The sequence below is a fragment of the Roseateles asaccharophilus genome, from assembly GCF_031458115.1.
GTDB classification, from domain to species: domain Bacteria; phylum Pseudomonadota; class Gammaproteobacteria; order Burkholderiales; family Burkholderiaceae_C; genus Pelomonas; species Pelomonas asaccharophilus_A.
In genome coordinates this window covers 13,393-30,247 of sequence record NZ_JAVDXV010000008.1, presented here as the reverse complement: position 1 = coordinate 30,247, position 16,855 = coordinate 13,393, and the positions used below count along the sequence as shown (strand labels likewise).

16 protein-coding genes are annotated in these 16,855 nt (G+C 64.7%); 6 read left to right on the top strand and 10 right to left on the bottom strand.

Features of this window, described 5'->3' with window-relative positions:
* Positions 1-100 precede the first annotated feature (100 nt).
* From J2X21_RS19160 to J2X21_RS19115, 10 genes are all read right to left on the bottom strand, one after another.
* Positions 101-853, bottom strand: a complete 753-nt coding sequence (locus tag J2X21_RS19160; protein WP_310331284.1) for an ATP-binding cassette domain-containing protein — start codon at positions 851-853, stop codon at positions 101-103.
* On the bottom strand, positions 850-1,992 hold the full coding sequence (locus tag J2X21_RS19155; protein WP_310331282.1) for a sugar ABC transporter permease: 1,143 nt from the start codon (positions 1,990-1,992) through the stop codon (positions 850-852). Before J2X21_RS19155 ends, J2X21_RS19160 begins: the two co-directional genes overlap by 4 nt.
* A 9-nt stretch (positions 1,993-2,001) precedes the next feature.
* Entirely contained in the window at positions 2,002-2,988 is a 987-nt protein-coding gene (locus tag J2X21_RS19150) for a substrate-binding domain-containing protein (RefSeq protein ID WP_310331281.1), read from the bottom strand.
* 143 nt (positions 2,989-3,131) lie between these two features.
* Complete coding sequence (locus tag J2X21_RS19145) at positions 3,132-3,503, bottom strand: DUF4148 domain-containing protein (RefSeq protein WP_310331280.1); 372 nt, start codon at positions 3,501-3,503, stop codon at positions 3,132-3,134.
* Between the two features lie 191 nt (positions 3,504-3,694).
* A complete protein-coding gene (locus J2X21_RS19140) occupies positions 3,695-4,483 on the bottom strand; it encodes an enoyl-CoA hydratase (protein ID WP_310331278.1) in 789 nt (262 codons plus the stop codon).
* A gap of 29 nt (positions 4,484-4,512) precedes the next feature.
* Positions 4,513-5,547, bottom strand: a complete 1,035-nt coding sequence (locus tag J2X21_RS19135; RefSeq protein WP_310331277.1) for a DUF3108 domain-containing protein — start codon at positions 5,545-5,547, stop codon at positions 4,513-4,515.
* Positions 5,548-5,554: 7 nt separating this feature from the next.
* A complete protein-coding gene (locus tag J2X21_RS19130) occupies positions 5,555-7,264 on the bottom strand; it encodes a M61 family metallopeptidase (protein WP_310331275.1) in 1,710 nt (569 codons plus the stop codon).
* Positions 7,264-7,701 (bottom strand): DUF3429 domain-containing protein, encoded by a 438-nt coding sequence (locus J2X21_RS19125; protein ID WP_310331273.1) that lies wholly within the window; start codon positions 7,699-7,701, stop codon positions 7,264-7,266. Before J2X21_RS19125 ends, J2X21_RS19130 begins: the two co-directional genes overlap by 1 nt.
* A 7-nt stretch (positions 7,702-7,708) precedes the next feature.
* A complete protein-coding gene (locus J2X21_RS19120; RefSeq protein ID WP_310331271.1) occupies positions 7,709-8,440 on the bottom strand; it encodes a DsbC family protein in 732 nt (243 codons plus the stop codon).
* Positions 8,441-8,459: 19 nt separating this feature from the next.
* Entirely contained in the window at positions 8,460-9,404 is a 945-nt protein-coding gene (locus J2X21_RS19115; protein WP_310331269.1) for an FAD-dependent monooxygenase, read from the bottom strand.
* A gap of 299 nt (positions 9,405-9,703) precedes the next feature.
* Between J2X21_RS19115 and ychF the strand changes: the two genes are divergently transcribed.
* The 6 genes from ychF (at position 9,704) to J2X21_RS19085 (ending at position 16,692) form a co-directional block, all read left to right on the top strand.
* The gene (gene ychF, locus J2X21_RS19110; protein WP_310331267.1) at positions 9,704-10,798 is read left to right on the top strand and encodes a redox-regulated ATPase YchF; all 1,095 of its coding nucleotides are present in this window, start codon (positions 9,704-9,706) and stop codon (positions 10,796-10,798) included.
* Positions 10,799-10,930: 132 nt separating this feature from the next.
* Positions 10,931-11,230 (top strand): hypothetical protein, encoded by a 300-nt coding sequence (locus J2X21_RS19105; protein ID WP_310331266.1) that lies wholly within the window; start codon positions 10,931-10,933, stop codon positions 11,228-11,230.
* Positions 11,231-11,294: 64 nt separating this feature from the next.
* On the top strand, positions 11,295-12,557 hold the full coding sequence (locus J2X21_RS19100) for a site-specific integrase (RefSeq protein WP_404666607.1): 1,263 nt from the start codon (positions 11,295-11,297) through the stop codon (positions 12,555-12,557).
* Positions 12,550-14,235 (top strand): site-specific integrase, encoded by a 1,686-nt coding sequence (locus tag J2X21_RS19095; protein ID WP_310331264.1) that lies wholly within the window; start codon positions 12,550-12,552, stop codon positions 14,233-14,235. Before J2X21_RS19100 ends, J2X21_RS19095 begins: the two co-directional genes overlap by 8 nt.
* A 104-nt stretch (positions 14,236-14,339) precedes the next feature.
* On the top strand, positions 14,340-16,277 hold the full coding sequence (locus tag J2X21_RS19090; protein ID WP_310331263.1) for a hypothetical protein: 1,938 nt from the start codon (positions 14,340-14,342) through the stop codon (positions 16,275-16,277).
* Positions 16,258-16,692, top strand: a complete 435-nt coding sequence (locus tag J2X21_RS19085; protein ID WP_310331261.1) for a hypothetical protein — start codon at positions 16,258-16,260, stop codon at positions 16,690-16,692. The genes J2X21_RS19090 and J2X21_RS19085 overlap by 20 nt, the downstream gene beginning before the upstream one ends.
* Positions 16,693-16,855: the final 163 nt, after the last annotated feature.

Genomic DNA, 16,855 nt, shown 5'->3' with positions numbered 1-16,855 from the left:
GTTGATTCAGTTGATTTATGCGGCGCTCCCGGGCGGCTGCTGATCGACCAGCAACGGCTTTCAGGCGGCCGGCGTTGACGGCCTCCTCAGCGGGCTGCCGCTATCGATGCGCCGTCGGCGCCTTGCCTGCAATGATCATCGCCAGCACCTCGTCCTCCGTGACCGCGGACGTCTGCGTCATGCCGACCAGGCGGCCGTTCTTCATGACCATCAGCCTGTTGGACAACGCGAACACGTCCGGCATGTCATGTGTGACGAGCAGGATGCCGACGCCCTCGGCGCTGAGGCGCCGGATCAGGTCGTGCACCATCGCCGTCTCGCTAGGGCCCAGCGCCGCGCAGGGTTCGTCCATGATGAGCACACGCGCCTCGAACTGCAGCGCCCGCGCAATGGCTACCACCTGGCGCTGGCCGCCCGACAAGGACGTCACCGGGTCGGCGATGTTCTTGAAGTTCGGGTTCAGCCGCGCGAACAGCGGCACGGCCGCGGCACGCATGGCGGCGTCGTCCAGCAGGCCGAACCGGGTGCGGATCTCGCGGCCCAGGAACAGGTTGGCGACCGAGTCCAGGTTGTCGGCCAGCGCCAGCTTCTGGTGAATGGTCTCGATGCCTGCGGCGCGCGAATCGGCCGGGCTGTTGAACTTGACCGGCTGCCCGTTCAGCAGCAATTCGCCACCATCAAAGGGCAGCGCCCCCGCCAGCATCTGCATCAGCGTGGACTTGCCGGCGCCGTTGTGCCCCAGCACGGCCAGCACCTCGCCGGGCGCCAGGCTCAGCGAGATGCCGTCGACCGCATGCACGCCGCCAAACGATTTGCGCGCATCGCGCACTTCAAGCAAAGGCGTCGCGCTCATTTCTGCACCACCCGATCGAAAACCACGGCCGCGACCAGCACCTGGCCCAGCACCACCATGCGCCAGCCGATGCTGACGTCGGTCAGCAGCAGGCCGCTGTCTATGCTCTGGATGATGAGTGCGCCCAGCACCGTGCCGCCCACGCTGCCGCTGCCCCCGGCCAGGCTCACGCCGCCGATGACGGCTGCCGCGATAACCGTCAGCTCCATGCCCGTGCCCATCGAGTTCGTGCCCGCGTTCAGGCGCGCCATCGCGACGACGGCGGCCAGCGCCACCAGCGCTGCCAGCAACAGGTTCAGCTGGATCAGCACGCGCCGCACCGGGATGCCGGCCAGGCGCGCCGCGTCCGGGTTGCCGCCGATCGCGTAGACGTAGCGGCCGAAGCGCGTGTGCTTGGCGATGAAGCCCAGCACCAGCACGACGGCCACCCAGATCACCAGCGGCAGCGGCAAGCCCTGCCCCTGCTCCATGCCTTCGATCTTGTAGGCGTTGAAGACAGCCACCGAACCGAACACGGCCAGCGCGGCCAGGCCGCTCTTGATCAGCTCATGCTTCGCATCGCCCGGCACGCCGCCGGCGCGCAGTTGCGCGCGGCGCTGCGTGACCTGCCAGCCCCACAGCACGGCCACCAGCGCCACGCCCAGCAGCCAGCTGCCACGCTCGCCCAGCGAGCCGTCCAGGCCGCCGCCCAGCGCCAACAGCCAGGGCTCGGTGACGGGCTGCGTCTTGCCGTCGGCGATCAGGAAGGCTGCGCCGCGGAACGACACCAGGCCGCCCAGCGTGACGACGAAGGACGGGATGCCGATGACGGCCGACAGCCAGCCCTGGAACATGCCTGCCACCAGCGCGAACGCGAGGCCCGCCAGCAGCGACGCGCCGACCGACCAGCCCTGTGTGTACTGCAGCCAGGCCATCAGCACACCCACGGCGCCCAGCAGCGAGCCCACGGCGAGGTCGATCTGCCGCGCGACGATGATGAGCGCCATGCCGCTGGCGACGATGCCGACCACCGCTGTCTGTTGCGCGATGTTGTAGAGGTTCTCCGCCGTCAGGAAGCTGCCGGTGAGCACATGAAAGCCGATGGCGATGGCCACCAGCACGGCCGCCATGACGGCGAGCCGCTGGGTCTGGGCATTCATTGCTGATCCTTACTTGCAGGCCGCCGGCGCCTTGGCCGCGTCCACGCCCTTGCAGACCACGGCCTTGGGCACCCAGCCCGCCGTGATGACTTCACCCAGGTTGGCCTGCGTGATGGCCACAGGGGCCAGGAACTTTGCCTGAAGGCTGACCTTGCGCTCGCCGCCCGCCCAGGGCGCTGCGCCGTCGACCTTCTTGCCGCCGGCCAGTTGCACGGCGGCCGCGGCGGCTTCCTTGCCCAGCGCGCGCGAGTCCTTCCAGACCGTGACGGTCTGCGTGCCCAGCGCCACGCGGTTCAGCGCGGCGTGGTCGGCGTCCTGGCCGCTGACCGGCACACCCTTGATGCCCTTGCCGGCCAAGGCGGCGATGGCGCCACCTGCAGTGCCGTCGTTGCTGGCCACCACGGCGTCCACACCGCCCTTGAGCTTGGTGAGGATCTGCTCCATGTTCTTCTGCGCCACCTCTGGCTTCCAGCCGTCGGTGTACTCCTCGGCAACGATCTTCACGTCGCCTTTCTTGACGGCGTCGGCCAGCGCGTCCTGCTGACCAGCGCGCAGGAAGTCGGCATTGGGGTCGCTGGGCGAGCCCTTGATCATCACGTAGCGGCCCTGCGGCTTCACGGCCAGCACGGCCTTGGCCTGCAGGCGGCCCACCTCGCGGTTGTCGAAGGTCAGGTAGAAGACCTCGGGGGCTTCGATGAGGCGGTCATAGGCCACCACCGGCACCTTGCGGGCCTTGGCCTTGTTCAGCGCGGGGACGATGGCGTCCTTGTCCATGGCCAGGATGATGAGCACCTTGGCGCCCTTGGCCAGCAGCGATTCGACATCACCGATCTGCTTCTCGGGCGAGCCGCCGGCATCGGCGCTCACGTAGCTGGCGCCCTGGCGGGTCAGTTCGGCCTTGATGGCGGCCTCGTCGGTCTTCCAGCGCTCTTCCTGGAAGTTGGACCAGCTCACACCCACCACGGGGCCAGCAGCCAACGCTGTCATCGAACTCATCAGCAGCGTTGTTGCCGCTGCCCACACGTGTTTGCGCATCTTGTCTCCAACACCCGTTCGGCCGGGCGGCGGATTCTAGGAACGCCGACAAAAAAAAAGCGACCCTTTCGGGCCGCCTTTGATACGGTTGAAACCGCTTTGTTTCAGCGGCCAGCCACCGCGGTGCCGCGGCGGATGACGGGGGCAGCGAAGTCACCCAGCTCGCGGGCGGCGTTCTCGCCGTGGTCGGCGGCCAGGGCGGCGGCCGTCTTCTGGTCGACGGTCACGTCGGTGGGCTTGACCGTCAGCACGGCCTGGCGGGGCAGCTTGGCGGTGGCGACGGCGGACTTGCCAGCGGCCGGGGAGGCAAGTTCAACGCCCTTTTCGCCTTGGATGGCGGCGAGTTCACCGCTGTTGCGGGCGGCAACCAGTTCGGCGATGACGGCCTCGCGGGTCAGCGGGGCGGTGGTTTGGGCGGTGGCGGCGCCAGCGGCAACAAGGGCAACGGTGGCGATCAGGGTGGACAGCTTGCTCATGACGGGCTCCTTCAGCTTTGCGCAGGAACGTCCTGCTTTCGGTTCACTTGGACATCGCGACCGCGGTGTCCATGGGTGTGAACTGTAGGGAGCTCGTCTCAGTAGAAATACTAGGCTACGCTGAACTGACTATTCATCTTCCGCAAACAGTCGATCATCGAACGTCACCGTTGCGCCACAAAAACAAGCAATCAGCGGTGCTCGAACTTCGGGGCCCGTTTGGCCAGGAAGGCTTCCATGCCCTCGCGTTGGTCATGGCTGCCGAACAGCGCGTGGAAGTAGCGGCGCTCCACCGCCACGCCGTCGCGCAGCGGCGTCTGGTAGGCCAGGTTCACCAGTTCCTTGATCAGCGCGACGGACGGTGCGCTGAAGCCGTTGATGGTCTCGGCCGCGCCCAGCGCCTCTTCCAGCAGCTTGTCCGCCGGCACGATGCGCGACACCAGGCCGGCGCGCTCGGCCTCGGCCGCGTCCATCATGCGCGAGGTCAGCATCATGTCCATGGCCTTGCTCTTGCCCACCGCACGCGGCAGGCGCTGCGAACCACCCGCACCGGGCACCACGCCCAGCTTGACCTCGGGCTGGCCGAACTTGGCCGTGTCGGCGGCGATGATGAAGTCGCACATCATGGCCAGCTCGCAGCCGCCGCCCAGCGCATAGCCGGCCACCGCGGCGATGACGGGCTTGCGCACCTGCAGGATGGTCTCCCAGTTCTTGGACAGCAGGCCGCTGGTGAAGGCGCTGACGAAGGTGTGCGGCAGCATGGTCGGGATGTCCGCACCAGCCGCAAAGGCACGCTCGGAGCCCGTCAGCACAATGCAGCCGATGCCGTCGTCGGCGTCGAAGGCCAGCAAAGCCTCGCCCAGCTCGTCCATAAGCGGGTCGCTCAGCGCATTCAGCGCCTTGGGGCGGTTCAGCGTGATGAGGCCGGTCTTGCGCGGGCCGTCGCCATGGACGGACGTGAGGATGCATTCGTAGGTCATGGGCGGGATCTCCTGGGGATGTCGTTGGCCTATTCTGGCGCGGCCTGCAGCGGCGCGCTCTTCAGCATGAGGTCGATGTAGGTGTCGGCGTCCTGGCGGATGACGAGGCGCACCGGCAGGAACTGCAGCGACGGCGCCAGCCACACCTCCGCCAGCAGGTCGCCGCCGGCCACACCGCGCGTGGGCTTCAGATGCCAGCTAGCGACTGGGCCCATGGGCGTGTCCAGCAGTTCCTCGCCGACGACCTGGTACTGCCAGGCGTACTGGCGGTAGGGCAGCACGAGCGGGAAGTTGATGACGCGGCCCGCCTCCAGCGGCTCGCGGCCGGTCAGGAACAGCCAGGTCAGCTGCACGAACTGGCTGGCCGAGTCCTGCGCGCCGCGCGCCACGGGCTGGCGCGCGCCGTTGGCCAGTTGCACCTCGGTCCCCTGCAACAGCACGGTGGCGCGGCGGGCGTCGCCGAGGATGACGCGGGTCTCCTCGTCGTAGCGCTGCGGCGCGATGCCCTCGGGCGTGAGCTTGCCCTGGCTGCTCATGCGGCGCGAGATCAGCGGCGCAAAGCTGGGGCCCACGCCCACGTCCAGATGGACCTGATAGTCGCGCCCCTGGCGCAGCCACTCGACCTGCGCCTGGCCATGGACGGAACCCCGGTAGTTGCCGGTCAGCACATAACTGAGCCGCGTGGACAACGGCCATTCGGGACCGGGCTCGTCGGTGACCGGCGCAGACGCGGCCGCCGCCACCACTTCCGGGGCGGCGACCGGCGGGGCCTCGGCGACGGGCTCCGGGGTGGATGCCGGCGGCTCCGGCATCGGCAGCGGCTCGGACGCCGCAGCTGCCGCACCACGGGCCGGTATGGCGGGCGGCGGCGCGGCCATCCGGGCCACCGCGGGCGGCGGCTGCAGCACCATCTCGCGCACGAACTCCACCTGCATGCGCGGCGGCATGGGGGGCGGGCCATCGCGCTGCCAGCCCTCGTGAATGCGTTGCACCTCCTGGCCCAGCCACAGGTGCAGGGCCAGCACGCAGAGCACCAGCAGCCATGGCGGCCGCGGCGTCTTCATCGCGGGGTCAGGCGCCCAGCCAGCGGCGCCGCTCGGCGTGCTCGCCCACTGCCAGGCTCAGCGCGACTGCGGCGGCCCGCGCGGGCGGCAGCTCCACATCCAGCTCCAGCAGGCGCTGGTCGCGGCTCACGAGCAGCCGCAACTGCTTGGTACCAGCGGAAAGCAGCGACGGTGCATCATCCAGCCGGCGCAGCCGCCAGCCGTTGCAGCCCAGCACCTCGTCACGCGCATTGACGCCGCCCGCCTCGGCCGCACCGCCGCTCAGCACATGGCTGACCTGGATGCCCGCCAGCGCGCTCTCGCGAGCCCGCAGGCCCAGACGCTGGGCGACCGTTTGGCGACCATCGTCGCGCCAGTCCACGCCCAAAGCGGCCAGCAGCTCGCGCAGCGGCAGTTCGTCCGTGCCGTGGACCCAGCCATGCAACTGCGCGGCGACCTCGTCGCCACCCAGCTCGCGCACCGCGGACAGGATGTCCGCCTCGCTGACCGGGCCACCGGCGCTGCGCTGCCACAGCGACTGCATCACCACATCCAGGCTGGACTGGCGGCTGCGCAGGCTCAGGTCCAGGCACAGCGCCACCAGCGCGCCCTGTGCGTAGTAGTTGCTGGCCGCGTTGACGCTGTTCTCGTCAGGCCGGTAGTACTTGGTCCAGGCCTCAAAGCTGGCCTGCGCCAGCGGCTGCACACGACGCCCCGGCGCGGCCAGCACGCCGTTGACGGACGCCACCAGCAGCTTCAGATAGCGCGCTGCGTCGACGAGGCCGGCGCGGCACAGCATCAGCTCGTCGTAGTAACTCGTGAAGCCCTCGAAGAACCACAGCAGCTCGGTGTAGTTCTCGCGCTGGTAGTCGAAGGTGGCGAACTCGACGGGCCGCAGTCGCTTCACGTTCCACGCATGGAAGTACTCGTGGCTGAACAGGCCCAGCAGCCGCGCGTAGTTGTCACTGGGCGATGTGCCTTCCGCCGCTGCGGGCAACTCGCGGCGGGCGCAGATCAGCGCCGTGCTGGCGCGATGCTCCAGGCCGCCGTGACCGTCGTCGACGGCCCACAGCAGAAAGCTGTAGCGCTCGAACGGCGCCCCGCCCCAGAACGCGATCTGCGCCTCGCAGATGCGCTGCACGTCCGCCAGCAGCCGTTCACCGTCGAAACTGGGCCAAGCGCCGGCCACCACGACACGGTGCGGCACGCCGGCGGCAATGAACTCGCCCTGCCAGTGCGGGCCGATCTCGAAGGGGTGGTCCAGCAGCTCGTCGTAATCGGCCGCTTCGAAACCACTGGCGTCGGCCCGCATCTCGGTGGCGACGCGCCAGCCTCCGGGCACGCCGGCGAGTTCCAGACGGTGCGGCTGCGACTCGCGCCCATGGGCGCGCAGGCACAGGCTGCTGGCGTTGAAGAAGGCGCGCTGGCTGTCCAGCCAGGCGGTGCGCACGGACGCATCGAAGGCGTAGACGTCGTAACTCAGCGTCAGCGCCGCGCGGCCGCTGCAGCGCACGCGCCAGCTCGCCTTGTCTAGCTGCTCGACTGCGAGCTCGTGACCGCGCTGGTGCGCCCGCAGTCCGCTCAGATGTTTGGCGAACTCGCGCACGAGGTAGCTGCCCGGGATCCACACCGGCAGGCTGAAGTCCTGTTCCGCGGCCGGCTGGGCCAACGTCAGCGTGACGCGGTAGCGGTGGGCCGCGATGTCGGCCAGCTCGATGCGGTAGCTGGGCCCCGCCATCAGCTGCCCGCGGCGGCGAGGAAGCAGCTCAGCGACGCGACGGCCGTGAGACGGAAACGCAGGGTCAGCCAGTCTGCGGCGCCCAGTTGCGGGTAGACGCGCCGGTCGACGACATAGCAGGCGATCAACACCGCGCCGTGCAGCGCCAGCCCGGCATAGGGCGACATCAGCACGCCCAACCACCCCAGCAGCATCGCGAAGCCGCCCCAGACCAGCGGCTGCCGCACGGGCAGGCCGCGAGCGAATGACAGGCCCCAGTGGATGCCCCCCAGGAACGCGATCACCAAGCCTGCGTAGGCCGACAGCGCGAGGCTGACGAAGGCATGCTGATCCAGGCTGCGGTCACCGATCAGCCAGATCAACGCGCTGCCCAGCACGAAGGGAATCAGGCCGGCATAGCCCAGGCGATGCACCAGCCGGCGGAGGTCTGCAGTCATGATGGGGTCAGGACTTGCCGGCCGGCGCGGCCAGCACCTGCAGGCGACGCTCCAGTTCCACGGCACCCACGGCACCCGGGATGCGGTTGCCGTCTTCCAGCAGGATGGCCGGCGTTCCGTTCACATGGATCTTGCGCGACAGCGCGAGGTTGCGCTCGATGGCGGCGCTGTCACAACTGCCCGGCGCCTTGGGCGGCTGCTCGTTCTTCAACATCCAGCCCAGCCAGGCGGCGGTGTTGTCCTTGGCGCACCAGATCGCACGGGACTTCTCGGGCGAATCACCGCCCAGGATGGGGATGAGGAAGGTGTAGACCGTGACGTCCTTCAGATCCTGCAACGACTTCTCGAAGCGCTTGCAGTAGCCGCAATTGGGGTCGGCGAACACGGCGATGCGGCGCTTGCCGTTGCCGTTCTTCCAGACCACCGCATCCTTGAACGGCAGCGCCGCGAAGTCCACGCGGTTGAGCTGTGCGACACGCTCTTCGGTGATGTTCTTCTTGGCCTTGAGGTCGTAGATCTCGCCCTCGAAAAGAAAGCTGCCCGTCGGGTCGGTGTAGCGCACTTCGTTGCCGATGCGAAGCTCCCACAAGCCGGGTACGGGCGACGGACGCACTTCATCGATCTTGGGCGCGTTGGGCATGCGCTCGGTGAAAGCCTTGCGGATGACGGCCTCGTTCGCCAGGGCGGGGAGGCAGGCGGCCAGCAACAGGCCGGCCAGGATGCGGGAAAGGGACAGCACGGTAGGAACGATGAAGGGGTTAGAGACCGAGGGCGCGCTGGGTCAGCCAGCGTTTCACGGGGGTGAGTTGGTTGAGCGCGTCCAGGCCGCGATTGCGCAGGCTTTGAGCCACCGGCGACGAGTGCGCGAACAGCCGCTGCAACGCGTCCGTCAGCTCGCCCATCGCCAGCGTCGGCGCCAGCCGCTCACGGGCGTAGCGCCGCAGCAGGCGTTCGTCGCCCAGCGGTCGCCATGATTCCCGAGCAGCAAGCACCCCGGCGAGCGCACTGACATCGCCCAGGCCCAGATTGAGTCCCTGCCCGGCCAGCGGGTGCACGATGTGGGCGGCATCACCCAGCAGTACCCAACCGGGTCCGCTGACCGCGTCAGCGCGTGCGAGGGCCAACGGCCAGCTCGAACGCTCACTGGCCAGCTTCAAGGTGCCCACCGCGGTCGATGCGATGGTCTGCAACTCATGCTCGAATGCTTCGGGCTCCATCTGCTGCAGCGCCTGCGCCCGCACCGCTTCGCAGGACCACACGAGTCCGTACGACGCACCAGCCTCGGGGCGCTCAAAGGGCAGCAACGCGAGCACCTCGCCGCCGGCACGGAACCACTGCCGCGCGACGCCTTGATGGGGGCGATCGGTGGTCAAGCGCGCTGCGAGCGCGTGATGTCCGTAGGGCCGCAACTTGAACTCCACGCCCAGTGCTGCACGCGCCTTCGACTCACGCCCTTCGCACAGCGCCGTCAGCGCCGCATCGCAATCGTCGGGCACGTCGTGCACATGGGGTGAGAAGCGCAACGCCATGGCCAGCTGCGCGTCCAACGCGGCGGCGTCGACGATGACGGCCAACTCGCGCAGGCCTTGCTGCCAGGCCGAGAAGCTCAGTCGGCCTGCCGGCTCCCCAAGGCCATCGCCCCAAACGACCATGTCGTACACCGGGCTGATCGCATCAGGCGGCAGCGCGTCCCAGATCTTCAACTCGGTCAGCAAAGCCACCGACGCGGCGTTCAGCGCATAGGTGCGCACATCGCCCGCACGTGCGGGCTCCGACCGTCCAGCCATGCCGACGGACAACCCTTGAGCCGCCAAGGCCAATGCCAGGCTGCTCCCAACGGCACCACGCCCTCTGACCAGTACATCCACGCTCTGCATCGGGCGATTGTAGGCAGCGGGGCGAATCCGCCCCGCGGGCGGCAGTTGCCCAGGTCGGCGCGACTAAAATCATCGGTTCGGCACGCCGGTCTGCGGCGATTGCCTCCCAAAGGAAAGTCCCAGCCATGAGCCTCAAATGCGGCATCGTGGGCCTGCCCAACGTCGGCAAGTCCACTCTCTTCAACGCCCTGACCAAAGCCGGCATCGCCGCCGAGAACTATCCCTTCTGCACGATCGAGCCCAACGTGGGCATCGTTGAACTGCCCGACCCGCGACTGGCTGCGCTGGCGGAGATCGTGAAGCCCGAGCGCGTGATGCCCGCGGTCGTGGAGTTCGTGGACATCGCCGGCCTGGTGGCTGGCGCCAGCAAGGGTGAAGGCCTGGGCAACCAGTTCCTGTCGCACATCCGCGAAACGGACGCCATCGTCAACGTGGTGCGTTGCTTCGAAGACCCGAACGTCATCCACGTCAATGGCAAGGTCGACCCGATCTCTGACATCGAGGTGATCCAGACCGAACTGTGCCTGGCCGACTTGGGCACCGTCGAGAAGAGCCTGCACCGCTACAACAAGGTCGCCCGCGCCGGCGACAAGGAAGCCATCGCACTGGTCAAGGTGCTGGAGAAGTGCCAGGCCGCACTGGACCAGGCCAAGCCGGTCCGCACGATCGACTTCAGCAAGGAAGAACTGGTCATCCTGAAGCCGCTGTGCCTGATCACCGCCAAGCCGGCGATGTTCGTCGGCAACGTGTCCGAGGACGGTTTCGAGAACAACCCCTTCCTGGACCGCCTGAAGGAATACGCGGCCGCCCAAAACGGCCCGGTCGTGGCCATCTGCGCAAAGACCGAGTCGGAACTGTCCGAGATGGAAGACGAGGACCGCGCCATGTTCCTGGCCGAGATGGGTCAGGACGAGCCAGGTCTCAACCGCCTGATCCGCGCCGCTTTCAAGTTACTGGGCCTGCAGACCTACTTCACCGCTGGCGTGAAGGAAGTGCGCGCCTGGACCATCCGCATCGGCGACACCGGCCCGCAAGCGGCCGGCGTCATCCACACGGACTTCGAGCGCGGCTACATCCGCGCCCAGACCATTGCCTACGACGACTTCATCCAGTACCGCGGAGAGCAAGGCGCAAAGGACGCCGGCAAGATGCGTGCGGAAGGCAAAGAGTACGTCGTCAAGGATGGCGACGTGCTGCACTTCCTGTTCACCCCCGTATAGCAGCCCATTGACACGCACCCCTGCAGTGATACCTTATGGACATCCATGAGGTGTTGAACCGCGTCTTTGAAAAAGACGAGTAGCGGTGGGGGTCCGGGGGAGGCCCTGGCCTCTCCCGGGAGCGAGGGGCAAATGGGCAGGGCTGTGGATAACTCAATCCTGGAAGAGTGGCGCAACCTTGACACATTGCTGGTGCTCAAGCGCCTTGGCTGCTATTCGAAGCAGGATTCGTCCTTCACGCCCCTCAAGGCCATGGGCACGCGGCGTTACCACGTCAACGCGGATGGCGTGGACTACGAGTTGCTCGTCAAGGGGCCACGGTTCTTCGACACTCGTGCGCAGCGGGGCGGTGGCGGCGCCATCGATCTCGTCATGCACCTCTACGGAATTGACTTCAGCGCGGCGGTCAGGCGCTTGAAGGCCGTTTCATGACGGCAAGAAACGGCACCGTCGACGGCATGCCAACGCCTTTCTAGTCGGAGGGGCGAAGCTCACCGTGTCAATGCTGTCGTACATCCGATTCCAACCTTGGCATGAGGCAGCTGCGGACGATGGCGTTGCGTGGGAACGCGACGCCAATCACCCCGACATAGACCGCCTACCCCAGATCTTCTGGAGAAGCAGAGAAGGCTGGGCCGAAGCTAACTACTGGGCGCTAACGAAGGTTTCGGACGACGGTGTCGATCTCGAAACCGTCAAGTCCCTGATGAAGCACCTTCACGCTTACTCGGAATTCCTTGAAGATTCAAAACTGGACTGGCGGCACTTTCCAATTCGAATGGAAGACCGGGTATTGGTTCGCTTTCGCGGCCACCTGATCAAACAAATCGAATCAGGAAGCCTCAAGTCGAGCACAGCGAGCGCTCGGATCCGCGCAGTCATTCAATTTTACAAACACGCTAACGACCAGAATTTCATCACGCCAGAGTATCCGATGTGGCGTGATAAAACTGTCGTAATTCCATTTTTCGATGTGACTGGTTTCAGGCGCACGCTTGCCAGAGCGTCTACAAGCTTGGCAATAGCAAATCGAACCCGCCTCGGCACAAAACTCGAGGACGGGCTTCAGCCACTCAGCGAGCAACACATGAGCGAGCTGCTGGGATTTACGTTGCACGAAGCATCCGAGGAGCTTCATTTGCTGCTCACAACGGGCTTCTTTGTCGGCGCCCGGTTAGAAACCATTACGACGATTCGCATCGAAAATCTCGAAGCCGCCCTCCCCGACCCCTTTATAAAAGGCTTTCACCAACTTAACGCCGGCCCTGGAACAGGGATTCAGACAAAATTCGACGTCCAAGGCCAACTTCTCTTGCCAGACTTCCTATTGGCTGAACTGCTTCGCTACGCCTACTCAACTCCACGACTCAAACGAGAAGCCAGGGCTGCGCCCAGAGATCGCTCTCTGATTTTCCTCACCAGCAGAGGAAGCCGGTACAGCAGCAACTCCGTCAGCCGCTTAATGACGGAACTTCGCAGAGACGCGTCGCGCGCAGGGCTGAAGTTCATGTCTCGCTTCAAGTTCCACGAAACCCGAGCGACTTATGGAACTTGGTTGATGAAGATCATGCTGGGGATTACTTCAGTTCCCACAGCAATTGAGTTTGTCAAAAACGCGATGTTCCACAAGCATGAATCCACCACCTTTGGTTATGTGAAATTCATCGAATCCAGCCAAGGCAAACAGCAGGCCGCCGCCGCATTCAGCGAAGCATTTTCTGGTCTCACAACACGAAATTGGGATGATTTCCATGCGTGACGATCTGAGGCCCCCGGATCTAACTTTCCCGAGCATTCAGTATGGTGCCCGGGAAACACCGATGGATTTGCAGATTCTGCTGTACAAGGGTGGAGCCTTAACCTACACCAAGAAAACCAAGCAGCTCATCGACGACGGCGCCCTCGGCGAAGTGCTTGCGGAAAGAGTCGAGTTAGTCCGACGCATCCATGAGTTCATATCGGGCCAGTTGGCGGGCGGTGGCAGCCGGCAGACGGCCAAAAACAACCTTCGAAGCCTGCGAGACTTTTTCGGATGGCAAGATTCGACTAATACCTCTGCGTCAATCCACAACGTCGAACAGGTGTTTTTAAGCTGGGCAGACAGCATGCTCCTTCGTCACCGGGTGAAAAAGGATCTCACCATGCGTTCGGCCTATTCGATGGCCAGTCGCATCGCGCTGATACTGGATTTCATCTTGGAGCGCCCGACCACGCTTATTGCAGCGACCCGATTGATTCCACCGATTGTACGAAAGTCAGCTGTGTCGCGCGACTCGGAAAAGGAACTGCTGGAGGGCACGTTTGCTTTCGGCCATGCGCTGCAGGATATTTGCGACGGCTTGCCGAGAGACGTGGTACTGAAAGCCGCACTCCCCTTGCGCATCAAATTGCGCACCGGCCAGCACGTAGAGCAATGGTCGGACTTTCCTCGCAGATCCGTCGACATCTCGGAGCCTCCACGCACCGAGGCATTCTTGGCCTATCAGAACGAAGGCACATTGCGCACCCGCAGTCCGCTCGCGAATCTAAGAATCGAGGCCGAACTTCTCATGTTCATCGCGCAGACTGGGATGAATCTCGCTCAGGCGCATCAACTCAAGCTGCGTCACTTTTTCTATGCCAGCTACTTGGACGGTTACCAGGTCAGAGATCGCAAGAATCGCCGCGGCGGCGAAGTGCTGTTTGAGATATATAGGGACTACAAGCCGCATTTCGAACGCTACCTAACGTGGCGCAGGCAGCTATTTCCCGAGTCGGAATTCCTGTTCCCATTTATTCGCATGGGCCGGATCGCGAGTCAACACCCGCAGTTCCGACTCCGCACAATCTGCAAGGGATTGGGGATACGCTTTGTGCCGCCCCAGACGTTGCGAAATACCCGAGTCAACTGGCTCCTGCGCCGCAGCGGCGACCCCGACCAGACGGCGGAGATGGCCCAGCACACCAAGGAGACGCTGCTGCGGGTCTACGAAAGGCCCAGCCAGCAGCGGGCGATGGCCGAAGCCACCCACTTTTGGTCCAAGCACGATCCCCAATTGCTCTCCACCACGGCAGCCGCTCCCGGAGCATGTGATGGCAGGCCAGCGCCGCAAACAGACCCCCCCAAGGATGCGCCCTCGCCGGATTGCATTCGGCCGTCGGGCTGCCTGTGGTGCGAGAAGCACCGGGATGTCGACAGCCAGGACTATGTCTGGGCGCTGGCCAGCTTCCGACATGTAAAGGTCGTCGAACTGGCCGCATGGCCCGCGCCCAAAGCCACTCAAGAGGTGCATCCTGCACAGCTGGCCATCGAGCGCCTCTCCGGCAAGCTGGCCTGGTTTCGGGAATCGAATGCGCGTCGCCGCGGTTGGGTGGACGAGGCGCTGGCGCGCATCGACGAGGGAGACTACCACCTCGACTGGAGAAATCTGGTGTCTGCGTTGGAGGGCAGGCTGTGACGGCCAAGCTGCTTGAATTTGGGCTTCGTCTGCCCTGCGACTGGGTGACACCGACCAGCCGGAGTTTTCGTCCCCCTAGCTGGCCTCCTCCGCGGGACTGGGTGGTGAGCGAAGATGCCGATGGAGCCGTCCTATCGCGCTATGGCGACCCGACCTGGGATCTTTCGCCGTGGGCCGGAAAAAAAACCAGACTCGATTTCGGCGACGGACCCACCAAGAGATTGAAGAAGGCGGAACTGGACACTGGCAACGCCGACCTGTTGCGCGTCATCGCTGCTCTGCTCATCTGGGGGCCGAATGGCGTCGCCGCCGTGAATTCTCTCAAGAGCCGTTTCCTTGCGATCCGGCGTGTCGTCACCCATTGCAGCAAGCACGGCATACGTGCGGCCGATCTGATGCGCTTTCCTCGCGTCATCGACGACTTGGCCAAGCAAGTGCCTGAAAGCGAATATGAAACAACAATTGTTGCGTTCCATCGGCTGTGGGACTCTCGCGAAATCCTGGGCTTCACGATCCTTACCGCGGAAGGAATCAAGCGACTCGCCGCACTCAAGCCGCCGGCCCGAGATATCGTTCAAACGGCATACATTCCACCACGCATCTGGAAATATCAGCTCGAACGTTTGCGCGCCTGCATCGACGACTTCCTGAAGCATCAGCAGCAGATCGAGGACTGTTTCAAGTACTGCCTAGACGCCTACATCCACAATTTCGGCTCACTCGAAAAGGCCCTCTCGAAAAGAGGTCCGCAGACGCGGCACCTCAACCCCTTTGGACTCCGGAACAAGAAATCACGGAAATACAAATATCTTGGCCGCTTCGAACGGACCGCTGAGCAGTTCGGCGTCAAGGGACTGATGGAGCGCTGGCTGGGCGTCCAAGCAAGAGGATTGGAAATTCGCAGTTTCTCCGCCTATTTGACTTTGGTGCAATCGGCAGGTCTTGCGTATACCGCCAACTTCACTATCCAACGTGTCACCGAGGCCGCCTCTCTGCGCACGGACTGCCTGGTCTGGGATACAGATGCCAAGCTCGGGCGCATTCCGCTCATCTGCGGCGAGACGACCAAGACAGACGCTGACAGCGATGCGCGATGGCCGACGAGCCCCAGCGTCGAAGTGGCCGTGCGTGCCATGACCAGCATCGCTCGGCTGCGCATTCAGTGTGCCGCGGCCACGCCCGAGAGCCAACCCAGGGAGTCGGACATTCAAAATCCCTATCTTTTCGACAGGGCTTTCGAACCGTGGAGCGGCAATGAGGTGCAGGCGTACGGCCTGCGCCCACATGTCTCGGCATACCAATCCCAAGTCCAACGGAGCCCCTGCCTCTTCGACGAAAACCAACTGCGCATCACCGAAGAGGACTTAAAGATCGCCTGCATGCTGACGCCCAACCTGACGTCGAGGCAAGAGTTCGCGGTCGGCAACGTATGGCCCATGGCCTGGCATCAATTGCGCCGCACCGGCGCGGTGAACATGTTTGCGAGCGGGCTCCTGTCCGATTCCAGCATGCAGTTCTTGATGAAGCACCGCTCGAGGCTGATGCCCCTTTACTACGGGAGGGGCTACTCCAAGCTGCGCTTCAACACTGAAGTCGAGACCGCGCTCGTGTCCGCGATGTACGAAGTGATCGCCCGCAACTTGCACACCGCCATGAGCGAGCGCTTCGTTTCTCCACTGGGCGAAGACCGAAAGGCCGTAATCGTCGTCAACTTGGTCGGCGACAAAGACCTCAAAGCCCTGGCCGCGGCGGGTCGCAAGGGACAGACAGCCTTTCGCGAAATTCGCCTCGGCGCCTGCACAAAGCGGACCACCTGCTCGTACGGCGGCATCGAGTCGGTGGCACGTTGTGCGGGCGGCGACGGTAACGGCCCCTGTGCGGACGCGCTGTTTGATCGCGAGCGAGTTCCGGCCATCGAAGCAGACATGGCCGGCCTGGAATTGCAGATGAAGCAAGTCCCCGAGGGCAGCCCACGCCACCGCGCTCTGGCCGCCGAGCGCAACGGGATGGAGAACTTTCTGAATGTCACGCGCACCGATTGAACTGACGGCGGAGCAGCGCTTTCGTCAGGCATTCCAGCGACTCAAGGAAGGCAAGACGGAGGTCGTCGAGCGAGGCGCACCGGTGTCGCAGAACAACGTCGCCAAGGAAGCTGGATGCGACCCGAGCGCGCTGCGCAAAGAGAGGTTCCCCTCGCTGGTCCGAGAGATCCAAGCGTACGTCGAAATTCAGGGGCAACAACAGTCCTCCAAGAGGCAGGAGAAGCTCCAGCAACGTCGGTCACGCGCTGATCTGGCCACCCAACTTGAGGAGATCGCAGCTCAGCGGGACAGCGCGCAATCTCAGCTACTGAGCGCACATCGGCGAATCGTCGAACTGACCGCGGAACTCAAAGCGGCCCGCAATGAATCAAGCGGCCAGTCTGCCGCGCCAATTCAACTCGGTCGTGAGAGATAGCCTTTGCTGGGCATGCGGTCATCATGTTCGGCCCGCGCACCCAGGCTTGATTTGCTCGTAGATGACAAAAGGCCGGCGCATCGCGCCGGCCCCGGTCTCAGTTCAGTGAGGCCTTACAGACAGCAAAGCAACTGCTGGATGCAGCAGGCAATGTCGCCACAGC